The following is a 19,996-nucleotide window of genomic DNA, read 5'->3' as shown; positions in this document are numbered from 1 at the left end:
CCCGGACAAGGGCCAAGCCGGATCATCATTCAGCCAGGGAAGCTTCCGAACGGCCTGGCGCGACCAGGCGGTCGAAGCGAACAGCGTCGGCTTACTTTCAGCCGTGCCAGACCATCTTCATGTAGAGCCCACCGCGCCGCAATTCGTCCAGCATCTGGTCGAGCCGCTTCTGCCTGGTGTCGCTGCGTTTGGCGCGGGCGACCCAGCCGAGATAGTCGTTCTTCTGGTAGTCCGGCCGCGCCTCGTAGGCCGCTGTCAGTCCTTTTTCGGTCAGGGCGATGCGGATGTCGTCCGGCATCGGGTTCAGGGCGCGCTTCAGTCCGGTCATTTCAGAAAACCCCAGCTGTCAGGATGGCGACGCCGATGGTCCAACCCAGGTCCGCCTCTGGGAATTCTGCCGAACGATGCTACCTTTCGCAACCGGTCCGGCAAGGGCCGGTCTCGATACCGCCAATGGGAGGAGAACGCCATGGACACCACCGATCTCGTGCTTGCCATTTTCCATCATCTGCTGGTGTTGTCGCTGGCCGGCATCGTCGGCGCCGAATTTGTCCTGATCCGCGGCGACCTCTCCGCCGCCACGCTCAAGCGGCTTGCCGGCATCGACCGCCATTATGGCATCATCGCCATGCTGATCATCATCATCGGCATCTGCCGCGTCATCTACGGCCTGAAGGGCTGGGAATTCTACGTCTACAACTGGGTGTTCTGGGCCAAGATGGCGGCATTCGGCATCGTTGGCCTGCTGTCGATCATCCCGACCATCCGCTTCATCTCCTGGAACCGGCAAGCCAGCGCCAGTCCCGGCTTTCAGGTGCCGGTTGCGGAACTCGCCTCGGTGAAGACCTATGTGCGCGCCGAAGCCTTCATCTTCCTGCTGATCCCGATCTTCGCGGCGGCGATGGCGCGCGGCTACGGTTATTGAAGCAACGCCAACACCAAACCCATGTCCTCCGGGCATACTCCCCACTGATCGCCATGGTTGCGCACGACTGTATTTTGCAGTTTGCGTCAGGCGACAATCTGTTAGCTTGCCTTTGTTGTACCCTCGCTGCCTGACCTGCACAGCGATCGGAGATTGATATCCTGGGAGGAGAATTACGATGAGGAAAATTGTAGCCGCCCTGGCCGCCGCCGCGGCCGTCACGCTTTATTCGTTCACCGCCAGCGCACAGAGCTATCCCGAGCGCACCATCACCGTCGTCGTGCCGTTTGCGGCCGGCGGTCCGACCGACACGGTCACGCGGCTCGTCGCCGAAGCCATGTCGAAGGATCTCGGCCAGCAGATCATCGTCGAAAATGTCGGCGGCGCAGGCGGCACGCTGGGCGCCGGCCGCGTCGCCAACGCCGACCCGGATGGCTACACGCTGCTCCTCCATCACATTGGCATGGCGACCAGCGCGACCCTCTACAGAAAACTCGCCTACGACACGCTCAACGCCTTCGAGTATGTCGGCCTCGTCACCGAGGTGCCGATGGCGATCGTCGCCCGCAAGGACCTGGAGCCGGCCGACCTGAAAGGGCTGGTCGAATACGCCAAGACCAACAAGGACACCATCACCGTCGCCAATGCCGGCATCGGCGCTGCCTCGCATCTGTGCGGCATGCTATTCATGAGCGCCATCGGCACGCCGCTGGTCACCGTACCCTACAAGGGCACCGGCCCGGCCATGACCGACCTTCTCGGCGGCCAGGTCGACATTATGTGCGACCAGACCACCAACACCACCAAGCAGATCCAGGGCGGCACGATCAAGGCCTATGCCGTCACCACGCCGGAACGCCTCGACGTGCTCAAGGACGTGCCGACGACCATCGAAGCCGGCCTGCCCGCGGTGCAGGTCAGCATCTGGCACGCCCTCTATGCGCCGAAGGGCACGCGGGCCGAGATCACCGGCCGACTGTCGAAATCGCTCCAGGTCGCGCTGAAGGACCCCAACGTCATCGCCCGCTTTGCCGAACTGGGCACCAAGCCGTCGTCCGAGTCCGACGCGACGCCGGCAGCGCTGAAGGCCAAGCTGGAAGGCGAGATCACGCGCTGGAAGCCGATCATCGAAGCCGCCGGCCAATACGCCGACTGAGGCTTGAACGGGGCGCTGCCGGCGCCCCGTTTTCGCTTCGACGTCCGTTTTCACATTTGCAACGGCAGCCATCGCAAGGGTCAGGGGAGGACCGCCATGAAACCTTTCGCCATCGACAGGACAAACGGCCTGTGCGCCGCGCTGTTCATCTTTTTCGGCGCCTTTTTCGCGATACAATCGCTCGGCCTCGAAATCGGCACCGCCTTTCGCATGGGACCGGGCTATTTCCCGCTGGTGCTGGCGATCGTGCTGATCGTGCTCGGCGCCATCATCCTCGTCCAGGCGGTGCGCGTCGAGGGCGAGCCGATCGGCCCCATTGCGTGGCGCGGCATGCTGTTCATCCTGCCGGCGCCGATCTTTTTCGGCCTGACCGTGCGCGGCCTCGGCTTCGTCCCGTCGATCTTCCTGACGGCGCTGATCGCCTCTTTTGCCAGCGCCCGCATGAAGCCGCTGACGGCACTTCTGCTGTCGGCCGGCCTGACGCTGTTTTCGGTGCTGGTCTTCAGCTACGCGCTCGGGCTGCCATTCCAGCGCTTCGGCCCCTGGTTGCCCCAATGGCTGGCATTGTGAGGCGCTGAGATGGACCTCCTCAGGAACCTCGAACTCGGCTTTTCGACGGCCACCACGCCGGCAAATCTCGGTTTCTGCCTGATCGGCGTCCTGCTCGGCACGCTGATCGGCGTCCTGCCCGGCATCGGCGCCACCGCAACCATCGCCATGCTGTTGCCGATCACCTTCCAGATCGGCGACCCGGTGTCGTCCCTCATCATGCTGGCCGGCATCTACTACGGCGCCCAGTATGGCGGTTCGACCACCGCCATTCTCATCAACATGCCCGGCGAATCCTCCTCGGCCGTGACCGCGATCGACGGCTACCAGATGGCGAGGAACGGTCGCGCCGGGGCGGCTCTGGCGATCGCCGCGATCGGCTCGTTCTTCGCCGGCACGGTGTCCACCTTCCTGGTCGCCGTCTTTGCCCCGCCGCTGACGGCAATAGCCCTGCAATTCGGCGCGGCCGAATATTTTTCGCTGATGATCGTCGGCCTCGTCTCGTCCATCGCTCTCGCCCATGGCTCGATCGTCAAGGCGCTGGCGATGGTCGTGCTCGGCCTGCTGCTCGGCATTGTCGGCACCGACATCTACACCGGCACGCCGCGCTTCACGCTCGGCATCCGCGAATATGCCGACGGGCTGAACTTCGTCGCGGTGGCGGTCGGCGTCTTCGGCGTTGCCGAGATCCTGCGCAATCTCGAAAACGAGCACGAGCGCTCGGTGATGATCAAAAAGGTCTCCGGCCTGATGCCGACCCGCGACGACTTCAAGGCGATGGCCGCGCCCATCGTGCGCGGCACGATCATCGGTTCGGCCCTCGGCATCCTGCCCGGCGGCGGCGCGGTGCTTGCGGCCTTTGCCTCCTACACGGTCGAAAAGCGCGTGTCGAAACACCCGGAGGAGTTCGGCAAGGGCGCTATTGCCGGCGTCGCAGGCCCGGAATCGGCCAACAATGCCGGCGCCCAGACCTCCTTCATTCCGATGCTGACGCTGGGCATTCCGGCCAATCCGGTCATGGCGCTGATGATCGGCGCAATGATCATCCAAGGCATCGTGCCCGGCCCCAATGTCGCGATCGAGCAGCCGGCGCTGTTCTGGGGCATCATCGCCTCGATGTGGATCGGCAATCTGATGCTGATCGTGCTGAACCTGCCGCTGATCGGGCTGTGGGTGAAGCTGCTGACGATCCCCTATTATGTGCTCTTCCCGATCATCATGGCGTTCTGCTCGATCGGCGTTTACAGCGTCAACACCAACGCCTTCGATCTCTACGCGGTCGCATTCTTCGGCCTGCTCGGCTACATCCTGACCAAGCTGCGCTGCGAACCCGCACCCCTGCTGCTCGGCTTCGTGCTTGGCCCGCTGCTCGAGGAAAACCTGCGCCGCGCCATGATCCTGTCGCGCGGCGACCCCTCGACCTTCGTGACGCGGCCGATCAGCGCCGGCCTGCTGCTCGTCGCACTGGCCGTGCTCGTCGTCGTCTTCCTGCCGTCGGTCAAGAAGAAGCGCGAAGAGGTGTTCGTGGAGGAAAGCTAGTTGTCGGGACGCCGGGCGCCGCGATTTCCACCAGCGGCGCCGGCACATCGGTCGTCTTCACTTCGGCCTTGCAGAGATCGGCGATGACGCAGGCCGGGCAATCGGGTTTGCGCGCCTTGCAGACATAGCGGCCATGCAGGATCAGCCAGTGATGCGCGTGGCGCATATACTCATCCGGAATGATCCGCAGCAGCCCTTGCTCGACCTGCTCCGGCGTCTTGCCTGGCGCCAGGCCGAGGCGGTTGCCGATGCGGAAAATATGGGTGTCGACCGCCATCGTGTGCTGGCCGAACGCCATGTTGAGCACGACATTGGCGGTCTTGCGCCCGACCCCCGGCAGCTTGACCAACTCATCGCGCTCGCTGGGCACCTCGCCGCCGTAATCGCGTATCAGCGCCTCCGAGAGCGCCACGACATTCTTGGCCTTGTTGCGCCAGAGTCCGATGGTGCGGATGTACTCGCCGACCCTGGCTCCGCCCAGCGCCAGCATCTTTTCAGGTGTGTCGGCGACCTTGAACAACGCCCGCGTCGCCTTGTTGACGCCGGCATCGGTCGCCTGCGCCGACAGCACCACGGCCACCAGCAGCGTGAAGGCGTTGACATGCTCGAGCTCGCCCTTCGGCTCGGGCCGCTGCACCGAAAACCGCCGGAAGATCTCATGCACCTCGGCCGCGCTGTAGAGCGAACGGACCCGCGCCGGCGCCGGTCGCGGCTTGGCATTCGAGCCGTCGCGCCGCCCGGGCGGCAGTTCACTTTTGGATAAGGAAAGATTTTTGGACTTGGGGCTGGCCATTCCCTTCCTATAATATCCTGGGATGAGCGACACAAACGCCTCGTTTCAGGCCGACGAGCCATTCTTCCAGGCGCTGCTGACCCCGCACCGCTCGCTGGGCCGCACCGGCTTTGCCGTGCTGATGGGCGCGCTGCTGTTCGGCTGGGTGGTGACCGGGGCGTTTTTCCTGTCGCGCGGCGCCTGGCCGGTGTTCGGCTTCTTCGGCCTCGACGTCATCGCCGTCTACGTCGCCTTCCGCGCCAACTATCGCGCCGCCCGTGCCCGCGAGGAAGTGTCGGTGTCGCGCACCAGCCTCGACATCCGCAAGACGGCGCCCTCGGGCCGGTCGGAAGCGCATAGCTTCAACCCGTTCTGGGCCCGCTTTTCCGTCGCTCGCCATGCCGAGATCGGCATCACCAGGATGACGGTGGAAGCACAAGGACAGAATGTGCCGATCGGGTCATTCCTGGACCCAGACTCCCGCGAGAGTTTTGCCACTGCATTTTCGCGTGCGCTGACAAAAGCCAGGACGCGTTAGAGCCGGCGCGTCAGAACCGGTAGCGTAAAATCCTGCCGACCTTGCGCAATGCGGGAATGTGTCTCCAGAGCCCGATGAACAGTTTTGCGGACCAGCTCATGTGCGCTGTGCGTTCCGCGCTGTAGGCCGAGATATCGTCGAAAAAGCGCAGCTTCGGAACGGCACGCTCCAGTTCCTGTGGGTCGTCGATCGCCCAGTGAACCTCGGCGCCCGTCGCCCTGATGGTCGGATTGAGGGGCAGCATCTTCAGGCCGAAGTGGCTGTAGGCGTCGAACATCAGCTCGCCGCCGGCAAGATGCGCGACAAGGCGTGACAGCAGCCGTGGCCCCTCCTCTACCGGGAGATAAGGCGTCAACCCCTCCATCACCACGACGGCCGGACGATTGCTCGGCACTTCTGCCAGCCAGTCTGGGTCGGTTACCGAAGAGCCGACGAGGTGGTAGTGGTCCCGGGACGGGTAAAGCTTGCGCCGGAGCGCGATGACATCCGGAAAATCGACATCGAACCACTCCACGCCTTCGGGTGGATCGACACGGAAAATGCGCGTATCGAGCCCGCAGCCGAGATGCAGCACGATGGCGCCGGGATTTTTGGCGATGAAGTCCTGAACGCGGACATCATACGTCTTGGCCCGGATCGCCAGGCCGATGCCGAGATTGGTGTCGACCTTGAGGCGCGAGAAATCATAGTCGATCTTGCGCACGGCCTCGTCGGCGAAGCGATCCCCGAGCAGCGAATGCGGCAGCCGGCTTTCCAGTGCCTTGCCATAAAGCGTCATCAGCAAGGTCTCCCTTGCTCCGCTCAGATTCACCCTTTCGCCGGCCATTGGCATCTCCCGGGGCGCAATCCAGTATTTATCTGGGAACAGGCGGCAACAAGGCAAGTTTCGGGTGGTTGCAAGGGGCGGAAAGACCGACATTCGCGGTCAAGGAGATATTGCCATGAACGCCCAGATGACCATGAATACGCAGATGAAACCGACAGCGATCCTGCAGCACGACATCACCCCCGAGGGCAGCGACTACGAGGTCGTGCGCCGCGCCATCGAGAAGATCAGCCTCGACTATCGCGACCAGCCCTCGCTGGAAGCCCTGGCAGCCGATGTCGGCGAGACACCCACGGGCCTGCAAAAACTGTTCACCCGCTGGGCCGGCCTGTCGCCAAAAGCCTTCCTGCAGGCGGTCACCCTCGACCATGCCCGCAAACTGCTCGATTCCGGCATGCCGCTCCTCGAAACATCGTTCGAACTCGGCATGTCCGGCCCCGGCCGGCTGCACGATTTGTTCGTCACCCATGAGGCGATGTCGCCGGGCGACTACAAGACGCGCGGCGCTGGCCTGACCATCCGCTACGGCTACCACATCTCGCCCTTCGGCATCGCCCTGATCATGGTCACCGACCGTGGCCTTGCGGGGCTCGCCTTCAACGATCCGGGCGGCGAGCGGGCGGCTTTCGCCGACATGTCGGGCCGCTGGCCGAACGCCACCTATGTCGAGGACATGAGCGCCACCCAGCCCTATGCGGCGCGCATCTTCGATCCGACATTGTGGCGCGCCGACCAGCCGCTGCGCGTGGTGATGATCGGCTCCGACTTCCAGCTGCGCGTCTGGGGCGCGCTGCTCAGGATCCCGATGGGCAAGGCCTGCACTTATTCCTCGATCGCCTCCAGGATCGGCGCGCCAAACGCCAGCCGGGCGGTGGGGGCGGCGGTCGGTGCCAACCCATTGTCCTTCGTCGTCCCTTGCCATCGGGCGCTGGGCAAGTCCGGCGCACTCACCGGCTACCACTGGGGCCTGACCCGCAAACGCGCCATCCTCGGTTGGGAAGCGGGCCAGACCGCGTCCTGAAGCTGCCCGCATCAAACAACACCGGCGAAATCCCTTCGCCGGTGTTTTTCTTTTTGCGAGCTCCCGGCGCAAAACATCCGCACGCTCTGGCAAGCCGCCGGCTTACAGGTTAGCTTCCCGCGCATTCCGCAGGAGGCTTTCTTGATCATCGTTGTCGGCTCGATCAACCTCGACCTTATCGCCAATGTCGACCGCCTGCCTTCGCCGGGCGAGACGGTCCGCGGCTCCGGCTTCACCACCGCGCCCGGCGGCAAGGGCGCCAACCAGGCGCTGGCTGCGGCGCGCGCCGGCGCCAAGGTGCGCATGGTCGGCGCCGTCGGCAAGGACAATTTCGCAACCGAAGCCCTGGCTTTGCTCGTGGCCGGCAAGGTCGATCTCTCCGGCGTCGGCCAGAGCTTCGCCTCCACCGGCACGGCGCTGATCCTCGTCGGCGCCGATGGCGAGAATGTCATTGCCGTGGTGCCGGGCGCCAATGATTCGGTGCTGCCCGGCGATCTCGCCAAGGCTTTCCTTGCGAAGGGCGACGTCGTCCTGCTGCAGCACGAGATCCCGCTGCAGACCGTCGATGCAGCGCTTGACGCCGCACGCGCCGCCGGCGCCGTCACCGTGCTCAACACCGCGCCGTTCCGTAGCGAGGCGGCAGCGTTGCTCGGCAAGGCCGACTACGCCGTCGCCAACGAAACCGAATTCGACCTTTACGGCGAGGCGCTGTCGCTGAAAGGCCGCGACCGCCCGGCACGCATGCGTGACTTCGCCGGCAAGACCGGCCACACCATCGTCGTCACGCTCGGCGGCGACGGCGTGCTGGCGGCGACCCCGGAGGATTTCCTGACCGTGCCGGCGCTGAAGATCACGCCGGTCGACACCGTCGGGGCCGGCGATACTTTTTGCGGTTATCTCGCCGCCGGGCTGGCGTCCAACCTGCCGCTGGAGCAGGCTCTCACCCGCGCCGCAGCCGCCGGCTCGCTCGCCTGCCTGAAGCCCGGCGCCCAGCCGGCCATCCCGCTGGCGGCGGATGTCGACACCGCCCTGCGCAACAACGCCGGATGACAGCCCTGCGCCCCGCAACGAAGCACGCCGTGCCCCCCGCCGGCGACATCTGCCAGATGTCCGCTGTCGACCTGGCCGAGGCGATCCGGCTGCGCCGCCTGTCCGTGCGCGAGTTGGTCGCCGCATTCCTCGACCGCATCGACGCGGTAAACCCGCTGGTCAACGCCATCGTCTCGTTGCGCGAGCGCTCCGACATCCTGCGCGAGGCCGACGCGGCGGACGCGCATCTAGCGCAAGGCGGGCCGGCCGGCTCGCTGTTCGGCCTGCCGATGGCGATAAAAGACCTCGCCATGACGAGCGGCTTGAGGACCAGTTTCGGCTCGCCGATCTTCGCCGATTTCGTGCCGCAGGAGGATGATTTCTTCGTCGAGCGCATCCGCAAGGCCGGCGCCATCATCATCGGCAAGACCAATGTTCCCGAATTCGGGCTGGGATCCAACACCTACAACAACGTGTTCGGCCCGACGCTGAACGCCTTCGATCCGGCGCTCACCGCAGGCGGGTCGAGCGGCGGCGCTGCGGTCGCCCTTGCACTCGACATGGTTCCGGTCGCCGACGGCAGCGATTTCGGCGGCTCGCTGCGCAATCCGGCGGCGTGGAACAATGTCTATGGCTTCCGCCCGTCGCAGGGCCTTGTCCCCGGAGGGCCGGACCTGGAAGTCTTTCATGCTCAGATGGGCATAGACGGGCCGATGGGCCGCAGCATCAGCGACATGGCGCTGCTGCTCGACGTGCAGGCGGGCTACCATCCGCATGCGCCCTTGTCCTGGGAAAAGCCTGGTTCATTCCTCGAAGGGCTGGCAACGCCGGCAAGCGGCGGCCGCGTCGGCTGGCTCGGTGATCTCGGCGGTCACCTGCCGGTAGAGCCTGGCATCCTCGATCTGTGCGAGGCCGCACTCGGCCGCTTCGCGGAGGCATCCTTCCTGACCGAGCCCTTGCTGCCGGATTTCGATTTCGAGGCACTGTGGCAAGCCTTCGTGACGCTGCGGCAGGCGAGCAGCGGCTCGGCGCTGAAAGTCCATTATGACGACCCGCACAAGCGCGCCCTGCTGAAGCCGGAAGCCGTCTGGGAGGTGGAGAACGCCATGCGGCTGACGGCGCCGCAGATCCGCGCGGCCTCGGTCATCCGCACCTCCTGGCACCGGACGCTGCTGTCGCTGTTCGAGCACTTCGATCTCATCGCGCTGCCGACGGCGCAGGTCTTTCCTTTCGAAGTCGGCACGCATTGGCCAAGTGAGGTCGCCGGACGGACGATGGACAGCTACCATCGCTGGATGCAGGTTTCGGCCTTCGCCACGCTCGGCGGCTGTCCGGCGCTCAACGTGCCCGTCGGCTTCGACGACAAAGGCCGCCCTTGGGCATGCAGCTGATCGGCCGGCCGCGCGGCGACCTCGCCGTGCTCAGGGCCGGAGCGGCCTATGAGGCGACCTTGCCTTGGCAGGCTGGGGCGTCCTGACGCGAGGGGCGGCCGGTCTGCGACCGGCTTGCACCAGCCCCGCCGCCATGCATTGATTGCAGCCAGCCGCCTAAGCGCATCCTCGAGGAAATCCCCATGTCGCTGGAACTCTACGCCGCCTATGTCCTTGCCTGCATCGTCATCATCCTGGTGCCCGGTCCGACTGTGACGCTGATCATCGCCAACAGCATCCGCCATGGCTACCGCGCCGGGCTTGCCAATGTCGCCGGCACGCAGGCCGGGCTTGCCATCATGATCGCCATCGTCGGCATCGGCCTCAACACGCTGATCGCGGGCATGGGCCACTGGTTCGAATGGGTGCGTCTGATCGGCGCCGCCTATCTGATCTGGATGGGCGTGCAGATGTTCCGCGCCAAGGGCACGCTGAACGGCGACGGCACGGCGAGAAAGCCGCGTGGCGGCTTCTTCCTGCAGGGTCTGCTGGTGGCGCTCAGCAACCCCAAGACCCTGGTGTTCTTCGGCGCCTTCTTCCCGCAATTTATCGCCCCGCAGGGCAATTACACGCTACAGATCGTCGTCATGGGCCTCACCGCGATGATCTTTGCCGCCGTCTCGGATTCCACCTATGCGCTCGCCGCCAGCCGCGCCGGACGCCTGCTCTCGGCCAGCCGCATCAAGCTGATGTCCAGGATCAGCGGCAGCTTTCTGGTCGGCGGCGGCCTGTGGCTGGCGTTTTCCAAGGCGAAGTGACGACCGCCAACGGTCGTTCCCAACGGAGCCGGTACGTGAAGCCTGATTGAAAGTCAGCTTTCGCGCCACCACATGAATCCGCGTTAGGGGATTCACGTCGATGTCATGGACTTACGCTGGCATAAAAAGGAACGCGCCCGGCGTGATTCTGACCGCCGCCCTGTTCGCGGTGATGGTTCCTTCGGCTCTCTACAAATGGACGAATGATGCGAGCGCTATCCGGTCAGTCGAGCCAACGCAACAGTCAAAAGCGCCCATTGGACCACGACCGCACCCTTTATCTGGTTGCTCTCGAAACCGGTTCGTCCATTCTTGTCGATGACGATCGTCCGCATCTGATCGGTGCGCCGGCAAAGTTGGAGCGCGTCACGCGTGATAATGGCTTCGTCTTCTACCGGTTTCCAGAATGACCCGCCTTGCACAAGCACGCTTGGCTCTCGCCTTGCCAATTCTGCGAGAAAACGTCTGGGGCATCGCTTTTGCTGCCGTGCTGCTTGGCGCGTGCATTTTTGCAATCATGAGGCCTGCCGCCGGACACAGCAGCCCGATCATCAGCCTGGGACGGGCGACAGGCACGGTTGTCAGTGTTCTCGATGCCTCGCCGAACCCAAAGGGCTGGATCAACGGTGGGTTTCGTTACCTGTATGGTATCCGTCTCAGCGAAAACGACCTGATTTTCGTATACGGCCATGCGGAAACACCACGAGCCATGGGTTCGCAAGTTCCGGTCGAGCAACAGCATAGGCAGGATGGCAGCGAAACCTATCGGCTGCTCGACGAGTAAGCAGCCGATATCGCCCAGAGGCGCTAGGCCCTGGGCGAACGATCTGCGTCAAGGCAGGCTTAAAGCCGCCCCAGCCTCTCCACCAGCAGCGCAAAAAAGGCGTCATGGTCGATGTCGCGCATCACCATGGCGTTCTTCGGCCGCTTGGTCACGCCCCACCAGTCGATGACGGTCATGCCCATGGTGAGCTCGGAGGTGGTTTCCACGGTGACGTTGCAGTTGCGGCCCTTGAACAGCTCCGGCTTCAACAGATAGGCGATGACGCACGGGTCGTGCAGCGGGCCGCCATCGGTGCCGTATTTCTCCTCGTCGAAGCGCTCGAAGAACTCCAGCATCTCGGCCGTCGCGGTGCCGACCCGGGTGCCGAGCTGGCGGATGGCCTGCGTGCGCTTGGCCGTGGTCAGCGCCTTGTGGGTGACGTCGAGCGGCATCATGACGATCGGAATGCCGGATTTGAACACCAGGTCGGCGGCTTGCGGATCGACATAGATGTTGAATTCTGCGGTCGGCGTGACATTGCCGCCTTCGAAGAAACCGCCGCCCATCAGTACGATTTCCTTGATGCGCGGCGCGATCTTCGGCTCACGGATCAGCGCCAGCGCGACATTGGTGAGCGGGCCGAGCGCGCACAGCGTGATCGTGCCGGCCTCTTCCTTCATCAGCGTCTCGACGATGAAGTCGACCGCATACTGGCCCTGCAGCTTCATCTTCGGATCGGGCAGTTGCGGGCCGTTGAGGCCGGTCTTGCCATGCACTTCCTCGGCGGTGACCAGCTCGCGCGCCAACGGGCGGATGGCGCCTGCATAGACCTTGATGTCGGGCCGGCCGGCCAGTTCGCAGATTTTCCTGGCGTTCTTTTCGGTCAATTTCAGCGGCACGTTGCCGGCAACAGCAGAGATGCCGACGATCTCCAGCTCGGCGCTGCCGAGCGCCAGCAATATGGCGACGGCATCGTCCTGGCCGGGATCCGTGTCGATGATGATCTTGCGGGTCTGGGGCATTTCATTTCCTTATGCGGGGGAGTCTTTTTGGCGGGGGTGTTCGGCGGCTTGAACTTGGCCGCGGCGCGGACCATATCAAGACCATCGGGAAAAATGCCATCCGGGTTTTTCCAGTTTATGTCGCTCCAAAGAGGACAGTGTAACATGAGCCGAATGACGCCCTTCTCCAGCCCGCTTCTCCTTGGTTTCGATGCCATGGAAAAGACCCTGGAACGACTGGCGAAATCCGGTGACAGTTATCCTCCCTACAACATCGAGCGCCTCAGCGGTGCCGACGGCAAGGCCGAAAGGCTGCGCATTACGCTGGCTGTCGCGGGTTTCGCCGAAAGCGATCTCGATGTCACCACGGAGGAAAACCAGCTGGTCGTGCGCGGCCGTCAAACCGACGACACCGAGCGCGAATTCCTCCACCGCGGCATCGCCGCGCGCCAGTTCCAGCGCTGTTTCGTGCTGGCCGACGGCATGCGGGTGATCGCAGCGGAACTGAAGAACGGCCTTTTGTCGATCGATCTCGATCGGCCGGATACCGAACGGCTGGTACGGAAAATAAATATATCGGTGAAAGACTGATCTTTACCGATGGCTCTCATGCGGGATGGCCTTGAGCGGCGTCCTCGCGCCAAGGAGGCTTGAAATGACCAGAACTGACGAAACCATCACCATGACCAGCGGCGAATTCGCCCATCTCGGCGAAGGCTCGGTCGCTTATCTCCGCAAGGTCTCGAGCGACGAGCTGCTCGGGCGCTTCCCCAACCTCGGCGAAATAGCGCCTGGTATGGTCCTGTGGGCCCTGTTTGCCGCCAACGGCCAGCCGATCCTGCTTTCGGATGCGAAAGACCGGGCTTTGGCCGGCGCCATGGAAAACGACCTGACCACTGTCGCCATTCACTAAGGCGACTGCTGGCGGTTGAAATGGAGAGGGCCGCCTTCGGCGGCCCCTGGAAGACTTAAATCCGAAGAACTTCAGGCGGCGTGCGAGGCCTGCGTGTCCGAAAGCAGTGCGTGGATGGCGACCGCGTCGCGCGTGCCTCTGATCTTGGCCACCGTGTCGGCGTCGCGCAAAACCCTGGCGATGCGCGACAGTGCCTTGAGGTGATCGGCGCCGGCGCCTTCCGGGGCCAGCAGCAAAAACACCAGATCGACCGGCTGGTCATCCAAGGCCTCGAAATCGACCGGCGTCTCCAGACGGGCAAAGACGCCGGCGATGCGCTTCACCCCGGCGAGCTTGCCGTGCGGAATGGCGATGCCGTTGCCGACGCCGGTGGAGCCCAGCCGTTCGCGCTGCAGGATGGTGTCGAACACTTCGCGCTCCGGAATGCCGGAAATCGCCGCCGCTCTCTCGGACAGCAACTGCAGAAGCTGCTTTTTGGAGTTCGCCTTCAACGCCGGCAAGATCGCCGGAACGTTGAGAAGATCGCTCAGATCCATATTTGAAATCCCTTATTCGCCTGCCGTCGCCAGTCCTCGCCCCTCGCGCGGCTGGCTATTATCCCTGTGCGACCATTGTCGTCACCTGTGCGACCATTGTCGTTGTCGTCACGCCTGTGCGACTTTGGTCGTCGACGGGTCGATCCAGCCGATATTTCCGTCCGGCCGCCGATAGACGATGTTGAGGTGGTCGTTTCCGGCGTTGCGGAAGACGAAAACCGGGCTGTCCTTGGTGTCGAGTTCGATAACCGCCGACGCCACCGACATGGTCTGCAGCGTCATGGTTGATTCGGCGACGATGGCCGGGGCGTAGTCCTCCGGAATGTCCTCATCGTCATCGGTCAGCGGCGCCATCACCGTATAGGCGATGTCGGTGATTTCACCATTTCCAGTGCCTGAATTGTGCGATTTCAGACGGCGTTTGTAGCGCCGCAGCCTGGTTTCGAGGCGGTCCGCGGCCGCCTCGAAGGCAAGTGTCGGATCCTGGGAATCGCCGGTTGCCTGCAGCGAAGCGCCGGAATCCAGCCTGATCATGCAATCGGCCGAGTAACGCGACCCCGATTTGATGACCGTGACGTGCCCTGAAAAACCGCGATCGAAATATTTTCCAATCGCCTCGCCGACGCGATCGGTAATGCGCGAACGCAACGCATCGCCGATATCCATGTGTTTACCCGATATCCGCAATTTCATCTGAAAACTGACCTTCCTTGCTCAGGCTTCAAACTGGCCAGAGTTTATACTCGTGATCCGTGCGCACAAGCTTTGCGGCGTCAACTCGCGCCGATTTTAGATCCGAACTTTCCGGTTGATCACAATCCGCCTTCTTGGCCGTCCCGTGGCCTTCATCGTGACGGACCATCCGCATGCGGGCCGCGAGCCCGTCTCATGCGGGCGGGCTTCTAGACACTTCATTGCAGCTTGTCAATTAATGCATGTCGCCCAGAAGTGCGCTGCGGTTCTGGGACAACGACATGCATCAAAACAAGACTTAAAGCGCGTCGCATGAATCCGTTTCAGCGCGACGCGCTTTAAGGTCGAAAGTTGTGGAAATCCAACCATAGCAAAAGCCTTGCCGGGCAAGCAGAGCTAGCGCCCCGCGCTTGCCAGAGCGCGCTTTTCACGCCGCCGCTGCACCGAGGAGGGAATATTCATACCCTCCCGGTACTTGGCCACCGTGCGCCGGGCAATATCGACGCCGCTTTCCTTCAACATATCGACGATTGCGTCATCGGACAGCACATCGGCGGGCTTTTCCTCGTCGATCAGCTGCTTGATGCGGTCGCGCACCGCTTCCGAGGAATGCGCATCACCGCCGCCCGACGCCGCGATCGAAGCCGTGAAGAAATAACGCAGCTCGAACACGCCACGCGGCGTCAGCATGTATTTGTTGGCCGTCACCCGGCTGACGGTCGATTCATGCATGCCGATGGCATCGGCCACCGTGCGCAGGTTGAGCGGCCTGAGCTGGCGCACGCCATGGACGAGAAAAGCGTCCTGCTGGCGCACGATTTCCGACGCCACTTTCAGGATCGTCTTTGCCCGCTGGTCGAGACTGCGCGTCAGCCAGTTGGCATTCTGCAGGCATTCGGCCAGGAAATCCTTCTCCGCCTGATTCTTCGCATGCGGCGAGACCTGGGCGAAATAGATGTGATCGACAAGCACGCGCGGCAGCGTCTCGGCATTGAGCTCGACCGTCCAGCTACCGTCATTGGCGGCGCGGACTTCGACATCGGCGACGATGGCGTCGCTGGCGCCTCCTGAAAATGCCGTGCCCGGACGCGGATCGAGCGCGCGGATTTCGGCCAACATGTCGAGGAGATCCTCCTCGTCGACCCCGCAAAGCCGCTTCAGCGTCTGGAAATCGCGCCGCGCCAACAGTTCGAGGTTGCCGACCAGCATCTTCATCGCCGGATCGAGACGATCACGCATGGCAAGCTGCAGCGACAGGCATTCGGCAAGGTCGCGCGCAAACAGGCCGACCGGCTCGAATGTGTGGCAGGCTGCCAGCACATTGGCTACCATCGCCTGATCGGCGCCGAGCCGTTTGGCGATCTCGGCGGGATCGGCGCGCAGATAGCCGGCCTCGTCCAGGCCGTCGGCCAGTTCGGCTGCGATCAGCCTTGCGGCCGGATCGGCAAAGGCAAGCGCGATCTGCTCGCCGACGTGCTGGCGCAGCGTGATCGCCGCGGCGGCCATGTCGCCGACGTCGAAGCCTTCGGAAGAACCGGACGAACTATTGCCGGTGGCCGACTTCCACTGCGCCGTCAGGTCCGGACCGAGCCGCTCGCTGGTGCCGGGATCGTCGGGGAACAGATTTTCCAGCGAGCTGTCGAGCTTGTCGGAGATCGCTTCGGCGCTCCACGCCGTCTCGTTTTCGAACCAGTCGCCATCGGCGGCAGGCTCAGGAGCGGCATCGCCCTTCTGCACCTGGTCGCTTGCGGCGTCATCCTGGGGCTCGGCGCGCTCCAGCAGCGGATTGCGCTCGATCTCGTCGTCGATGAAGTGGTCGAGCTCGACATGGGTGAGCTGCAACAGCCTGATCGACTGCATCAGCTGCGGCGTCATCACCAGCGACTGGGATTGTCGTAGCTGTAGTTTCGCCGCCAACGCCATGGTTCGGTTTCAAACGCCCTTCTGCACCCGGAAGCCTACACATCAGAAGCTGCCGGAAAATGAATTTTTCCGACCTTCCATAGAAACTGGCCCGGCTTTTGCTTGTCAAGGCGAACGATGGCAAAAGGCCCCTACCGAAGCATTATCTCACGCAAAATCGGAGAAAAAAGCCCGGCGGGGCGGCAAAAATCACGTCAGGAAACAAATTTCACGCTCAGAGCGTGAAACCTTCGCCGAGGTAGAGCCGGCGCACATCGGGGTTCGCCACCACCTCGTCGGCACGGCCATGAGTCAGCACCTGGCCGGCATGGATGATGTAGGCGCGGTCGATGAGGCCGAGCGTTTCGCGCACATTGTGGTCGGTAATCAGCACGCCGATGCCGCGCGCCGTTAGATGACGAACCAGCTGCTGGATGTCGGCGACGGCAATCGGGTCGATGCCGGCGAACGGCTCGTCGAGCAGCATGTAGGCCGGGCGCGTCGCCAAAGCTCGGGCGATCTCAAGACGCCGCCGCTCGCCACCCGACAGCGACATGGACGGCGACTTCCGCAGATGGCTGATGTGAAATTCCTCGAGCAGTTCGTCGAGATTGCGCTCGCGCACCTTGCGGTCCTTCTCAACCACTTCGAGCACGGCGCGGATGTTCTGCTCGACATTCAGGCCGCGGAAGATCGAGGCTTCCTGCGGCAAATAGCCGATGCCGAGGCGGGCGCGGCGGTACATCGGCATCGAGGTGACGTCGAAACCGTCGATCTCGATCGTGCCCTCATCGACCGGCACCAAGCCGGTGACCATGTAGAAACAGGTGGTCTTGCCGGCGCCGTTCGGCCCGAGCAGCCCGACAGCCTCGCCGGCGCGCACGCCGATGGTGACACCGCTGACCACCTTGCGGCCCTTGTAGCTCTTGGTCAGACCCTTGGCGATCAGGGTGCCCTTGAACTTCGAGGAATCAACGATGACTGTGGCCGGTGCTGCAAGTTTACTGGCCGCCCGTCCCGGAAGGCGGGTCAGCAGCGAAGATACGCCAGTCATTCGGGCTTCGGGGCCTCGGATTTCGGTGGCGGCGTCATCGACATGATGACGCGCCCGCCGCAGCCATCGACCTGAGCAAGGCCGCTTTTCATCTGCACGGTGAGCTTGCAGCCCTTGAGGACGTTGGGTCCTTGGGACAAGACGACCTCCTTGCCCGACAGAACTAGCACCTGCGTCTTCATGTCGAACGTGGCGTTGTCGCCGGTGGCGATCTGGTCATTCGACTTGATGTAGACTTTGTTCTTGACCACCAGATGGTCGATATTGGCCGAACCGGTCATCGCCGAAGCGCCGGCGGCAGCACCTTTGGCGGCGTTGGGGTCCTTGACGTAGTAGACCTCCATGCTGCCGGCCTTGAGCAGCGTTGGCCCTTGCGTGACGGTGACGTTGCCGCTGAACAGCGCCATGCTGTCGGCCTGGCGGACCTCAAGTTTGTCGCTCTCGATCTGGATCGGCTGGTCGCCCGACAGTTTGAGCCCGGACTGGCTGCTGGCGCTGGACTGAGCCCAGGACGGCGCCATACCCAGCAACAGCAAGGCCGAAGCTGCGGCGACTAGCCGTGCCGAATTACTGGGACGCATTCGTTTCTCCGCTCTTTGCCTCTGCCGCCTTCATAGTGGCCGGATCGATGTGAACGCTTACCTTGTTCTCGAAAACGATGACCTTGCCATTGTCTTCGACCGACATTGAACCCGCGGTGATCCGCGAGCCGTTACGGCTGACATCGACCGCATCACCTGTCTTCATAGAGCCTTTGCCCATATCGAGGAAGACCGATTTGAAGATGGCAGCGACGCCGTCGGTGGTGGTGACGGTAACGTCGCTGGTCATGTCCATCGTGTTGGCGTTTCTGTTGTAGATCCCGCGCTTGGCGTCGACGGTCGCCACATTGTCGGCCGTCAGCGGCAATTTGGCATGGATGCCTTCGAGTTCGATGATGTCCTGCTTGCCGACATCCTGGATGGCGCGCAAGGCCGTCAGCGAATAGGGCAGCTTGTCCTTGGTGAAGCCGTTGAGCTTCGGATTGGCCATCACCAGCTTGCCATCCGCGAAAGCGGTGCCGTCTGCCTGTATCGAAATGTTGATCGGCGCCGCCAGATAGGAATAGACCGGAAACGCAACCGCGATCCCGGCGGCAAGCACCGGCACGGCAAACTTAAGCACGCGCACGCGGCGCGAGTGGCGCTGGGCGCGGTCGAAGGCGTCGCCGCGCGTGCCCGCTGGCGCCGTGGGCGCCAAGGCCGCATCGGCATTGGTCGGTTCGTTCGATCGCGCAAGCATGACTGACTTCTAATAAACCCTTGTCCGCCAAAACACCTGCTATAGGTGGGTTGCCGGCCCCCGCAAGCAAGCACAAGCGGAGGAAAACCGCAAAAATGTGACGGCCGCTGTTTTACAGACGGAACTCAGGCGACACAATTTCGTCACTTCATAGCAGAAACGAACGCGCCGCGTCATTTTTTCCTGAAATGCCTCCGTCGTGAAGGTCGCTTCGTCGCAGGCTCTTGAGGAAGAGGTAGCCGGGCGCGGACGCTTGCTTTAAAAGCATCGCTTCCCACCGACTGTGAGGCAGACCATGGCACTGAGAGCCGACGACCTGATCGACCGCCGCCGCTTGCGGCGCAAGCTGACCTTCTGGCGCGGCGCCGCCATTGCCATCGTGGCCCTTGGGGTGATTGCGCTTGCAAGCTGGTTCTATGGGGGCGACCTCGGCGGTTCTTCCGTCGACCACATCGCCAAGGTCAGGATCGAAGGCACCATCACCGAGGACGAGGAACTGATCAAGCGGCTGGAAACCATCCGCACATCCCCGCAGGTCAAGGGCGTCATCCTGGCGATCGATTCGCCCGGAGGCACAACGGTCGGCGGCGAATCGATCTACGAGGAGGTGCGCAAGCTTGCCGCCGACAAGCCGGTGGTGGCCGAGGTCGGCACGCTGGCCGCATCGGCCGGCTACATGATCGCCAGCGCCAGCGACCATATTGTTGCCCGCAAGACGTCGATCGTCGGCTCGATCGGTGTGCTCATCCAGTATCCCGATGTCAGCGGTCTGATGGACAAGGTCGGCATCAAGCTCGAGGAAGTGAAATCCTCGCCGCTGAAGGCATCGCCCTCGCCCTTCAAGCCGACCAATGAAGACGAGCGAGCCATGGTCCGCAAGCTCATCCTCGACAGCTATGACTGGTTCGTCGGCATCGTCGCCGAGCGCCGCAAAATGACCCGCGATCAGGCACTGGCCCTTGCCGACGGCTCGATCTTCACCGGCCGCCAGGGCCTTGCCAACGGTCTGATCGACGCTGTCGGCGGCGAGAGCGTGGCGATCGACTGGCTGGCGACCAAGGGTGTCGACGCCAAGCTCAAGGTGGTGGAATGGAAGGACACCGAGCGGCGTGGCGGCTTCCTGTTCTCGAAAGCAATAGTGCGCAGCGTCGGCAGCGCGCTCGGCCTGTCGGAGGCCGGCAGCGACGTGCTTCACGAAATTGGCGCGGATCGCTTGTTTCTTGACGGTCTCGTTTCCGTCTGGCACCCTTGATCTGCCGGTTGGGGCGAGTAAAAAAGCAAATAAAATCATCCTGATAATTTGACCGCAG

Annotated in this window: 23 protein-coding genes and 1 pseudogene; 14 read left to right on the top strand and 10 right to left on the bottom strand. The window is 63.2% G+C overall.

Annotated elements, in window-relative coordinates:
* Nucleotides 1-97: 97 nt before the first annotated feature.
* Nucleotides 98-328, bottom strand: coding sequence for a YdeI/OmpD-associated family protein (locus tag NKL06_RS21555; RefSeq protein WP_023683083.1), 231 nt, complete (start codon nucleotides 326-328; stop codon nucleotides 98-100).
* A 141-nt stretch (nucleotides 329-469) separates the two neighbouring features.
* On the opposite strand from NKL06_RS21555, the gene NKL06_RS21550 reads away from it, so the two are divergent.
* The 4 genes from NKL06_RS21550 to NKL06_RS21535 all read left to right on the top strand — a co-directional run bounded on the left by NKL06_RS21550 (nucleotide 470) and on the right by NKL06_RS21535 (nucleotide 4,169).
* The gene (locus tag NKL06_RS21550; RefSeq protein ID WP_023691949.1) at nucleotides 470-925 is read left to right on the top strand and encodes a DUF2214 family protein; all 456 of its coding nucleotides are present in this window, start codon (nucleotides 470-472) and stop codon (nucleotides 923-925) included.
* 178 nt (nucleotides 926-1,103) lie between these two features.
* Complete coding sequence (locus NKL06_RS21545) at nucleotides 1,104-2,081, top strand: tripartite tricarboxylate transporter substrate-binding protein (RefSeq protein WP_023691950.1); 978 nt, start codon at nucleotides 1,104-1,106, stop codon at nucleotides 2,079-2,081.
* 96 nt (nucleotides 2,082-2,177) lie between these two features.
* Complete coding sequence (locus NKL06_RS21540; RefSeq protein WP_023691951.1) at nucleotides 2,178-2,651, top strand: tripartite tricarboxylate transporter TctB family protein; 474 nt, start codon at nucleotides 2,178-2,180, stop codon at nucleotides 2,649-2,651.
* Nucleotides 2,652-2,660: 9 nt separating this feature from the next.
* The gene (locus NKL06_RS21535; RefSeq protein ID WP_023683079.1) at nucleotides 2,661-4,169 is read left to right on the top strand and encodes a tripartite tricarboxylate transporter permease; all 1,509 of its coding nucleotides are present in this window, start codon (nucleotides 2,661-2,663) and stop codon (nucleotides 4,167-4,169) included.
* Here NKL06_RS21535 and nth read toward each other — a convergent pair.
* Complete coding sequence (gene nth / locus NKL06_RS21530; protein ID WP_023691952.1) at nucleotides 4,129-4,962, bottom strand: endonuclease III; 834 nt, start codon at nucleotides 4,960-4,962, stop codon at nucleotides 4,129-4,131. The genes NKL06_RS21535 and nth overlap by 41 nt on opposite strands.
* 22 nt (nucleotides 4,963-4,984) lie before the next feature.
* On the opposite strand from nth, the gene NKL06_RS21525 reads away from it, so the two are divergent.
* A complete protein-coding gene (locus NKL06_RS21525; RefSeq protein ID WP_023691953.1) occupies nucleotides 4,985-5,479 on the top strand; it encodes a DUF2244 domain-containing protein in 495 nt (164 codons plus the stop codon).
* A 10-nt stretch (nucleotides 5,480-5,489) separates the two neighbouring features.
* On the opposite strand, the gene NKL06_RS21520 is transcribed toward NKL06_RS21525, so the two are convergent.
* Nucleotides 5,490-6,305, bottom strand: a complete 816-nt coding sequence (locus NKL06_RS21520) for a class I SAM-dependent methyltransferase (protein WP_023691954.1) — start codon at nucleotides 6,303-6,305, stop codon at nucleotides 5,490-5,492.
* Nucleotides 6,306-6,420: 115 nt separating this feature from the next.
* Here NKL06_RS21520 and NKL06_RS21515 point away from each other — a divergent pair, with 115 nt between their 5' ends.
* The 6 genes and pseudogenes from NKL06_RS21515 to NKL06_RS21490 all read left to right on the top strand — a co-directional run bounded on the left by NKL06_RS21515 (nucleotide 6,421) and on the right by NKL06_RS21490 (nucleotide 11,327).
* Complete coding sequence (locus NKL06_RS21515) at nucleotides 6,421-7,326, top strand: methylated-DNA--[protein]-cysteine S-methyltransferase (RefSeq protein ID WP_031207814.1); 906 nt, start codon at nucleotides 6,421-6,423, stop codon at nucleotides 7,324-7,326.
* A gap of 141 nt (nucleotides 7,327-7,467) precedes the next feature.
* Complete coding sequence (locus NKL06_RS21510; RefSeq protein ID WP_023691956.1) at nucleotides 7,468-8,376, top strand: ribokinase; 909 nt, start codon at nucleotides 7,468-7,470, stop codon at nucleotides 8,374-8,376.
* Nucleotides 8,373-9,832, top strand: a pseudogene (locus tag NKL06_RS21505) (amidase). Before NKL06_RS21510 ends, NKL06_RS21505 begins: the two are co-directional and overlap by 4 nt.
* 96 nt (nucleotides 9,833-9,928) lie before the next feature.
* Nucleotides 9,929-10,543, top strand: a complete 615-nt coding sequence (locus NKL06_RS21500) for a LysE family translocator (RefSeq protein WP_023683073.1) — start codon at nucleotides 9,929-9,931, stop codon at nucleotides 10,541-10,543.
* A gap of 257 nt (nucleotides 10,544-10,800) precedes the next feature.
* Nucleotides 10,801-10,953 (top strand): hypothetical protein, encoded by a 153-nt coding sequence (locus NKL06_RS21495; RefSeq protein ID WP_023691958.1) that lies wholly within the window; start codon nucleotides 10,801-10,803, stop codon nucleotides 10,951-10,953.
* Nucleotides 10,950-11,327, top strand: a complete 378-nt coding sequence (locus NKL06_RS21490) for a hypothetical protein (protein ID WP_023691959.1) — start codon at nucleotides 10,950-10,952, stop codon at nucleotides 11,325-11,327. The genes NKL06_RS21495 and NKL06_RS21490 overlap by 4 nt, the downstream gene beginning before the upstream one ends.
* A gap of 59 nt (nucleotides 11,328-11,386) precedes the next feature.
* Here NKL06_RS21490 and NKL06_RS21485 read toward each other — a convergent pair whose 3' ends face one another.
* Nucleotides 11,387-12,328, bottom strand: a complete 942-nt coding sequence (locus NKL06_RS21485) for a nucleoside hydrolase (RefSeq protein WP_023691960.1) — start codon at nucleotides 12,326-12,328, stop codon at nucleotides 11,387-11,389.
* A 144-nt stretch (nucleotides 12,329-12,472) separates the two neighbouring features.
* Between NKL06_RS21485 and NKL06_RS21480 the strand changes: the two genes are divergently transcribed.
* Nucleotides 12,473-12,898 (top strand): Hsp20 family protein, encoded by a 426-nt coding sequence (locus NKL06_RS21480; RefSeq protein WP_023669741.1) that lies wholly within the window; start codon nucleotides 12,473-12,475, stop codon nucleotides 12,896-12,898.
* Nucleotides 12,899-12,962: 64 nt separating this feature from the next.
* Nucleotides 12,963-13,220 carry a BQ00720 family protein gene (locus NKL06_RS21475; RefSeq protein ID WP_023683072.1) on the top strand — a complete coding sequence of 86 codons (258 nt, stop codon included), beginning with the start codon at nucleotides 12,963-12,965 and terminating at the stop codon, nucleotides 13,218-13,220.
* 71 nt (nucleotides 13,221-13,291) lie between these two features.
* Here NKL06_RS21475 and ptsN read toward each other — a convergent pair whose 3' ends face one another.
* The 6 genes from ptsN to lptC form a co-directional block, all read right to left on the bottom strand.
* Nucleotides 13,292-13,756 carry a PTS IIA-like nitrogen regulatory protein PtsN gene (ptsN, locus tag NKL06_RS21470; RefSeq protein WP_023669743.1) on the bottom strand — a complete coding sequence of 155 codons (465 nt, stop codon included), beginning with the start codon at nucleotides 13,754-13,756 and terminating at the stop codon, nucleotides 13,292-13,294.
* Between the two features lie 108 nt (nucleotides 13,757-13,864).
* Nucleotides 13,865-14,449 (bottom strand): ribosome hibernation-promoting factor, HPF/YfiA family, encoded by a 585-nt coding sequence (gene hpf, locus NKL06_RS21465; protein ID WP_023691961.1) that lies wholly within the window; start codon nucleotides 14,447-14,449, stop codon nucleotides 13,865-13,867.
* A 396-nt stretch (nucleotides 14,450-14,845) separates the two neighbouring features.
* On the bottom strand, nucleotides 14,846-16,372 hold the full coding sequence (gene rpoN, locus NKL06_RS21460; RefSeq protein ID WP_023691962.1) for an RNA polymerase factor sigma-54: 1,527 nt from the start codon (nucleotides 16,370-16,372) through the stop codon (nucleotides 14,846-14,848).
* A 214-nt stretch (nucleotides 16,373-16,586) separates the two neighbouring features.
* Nucleotides 16,587-17,405: an LPS export ABC transporter ATP-binding protein gene (lptB, locus tag NKL06_RS21455; protein ID WP_023691963.1), complete on the bottom strand. Its 819-nt coding sequence runs from the start codon at nucleotides 17,403-17,405 to the stop codon at nucleotides 16,587-16,589.
* Nucleotides 17,402-17,986, bottom strand: a complete 585-nt coding sequence (locus NKL06_RS21450; RefSeq protein ID WP_023683069.1) for an LptA/OstA family protein — start codon at nucleotides 17,984-17,986, stop codon at nucleotides 17,402-17,404. The genes lptB and NKL06_RS21450 overlap by 4 nt, the downstream gene beginning before the upstream one ends.
* A complete protein-coding gene (gene lptC, locus NKL06_RS21445; protein ID WP_023669748.1) occupies nucleotides 17,973-18,686 on the bottom strand; it encodes an LPS export ABC transporter periplasmic protein LptC in 714 nt (237 codons plus the stop codon). The genes NKL06_RS21450 and lptC overlap by 14 nt, the downstream gene beginning before the upstream one ends.
* Before the next feature lie 295 nt (nucleotides 18,687-18,981).
* Between lptC and sppA the strand changes: the two genes are divergently transcribed.
* Nucleotides 18,982-19,938 (top strand): signal peptide peptidase SppA, encoded by a 957-nt coding sequence (gene sppA, locus NKL06_RS21440; protein ID WP_023691964.1) that lies wholly within the window; start codon nucleotides 18,982-18,984, stop codon nucleotides 19,936-19,938.
* The last annotated feature ends 58 nt before the right edge of the window (nucleotides 19,939-19,996 follow it).

Source organism: Mesorhizobium sp. C268A (assembly GCF_040324475.1).
Taxonomy (GTDB): Bacteria; Pseudomonadota; Alphaproteobacteria; order Rhizobiales; family Rhizobiaceae; genus Mesorhizobium.
The sequence above is the reverse complement of the archived record's forward strand: the minus strand, read 5'-3'. Positions and strand labels throughout refer to the sequence as shown.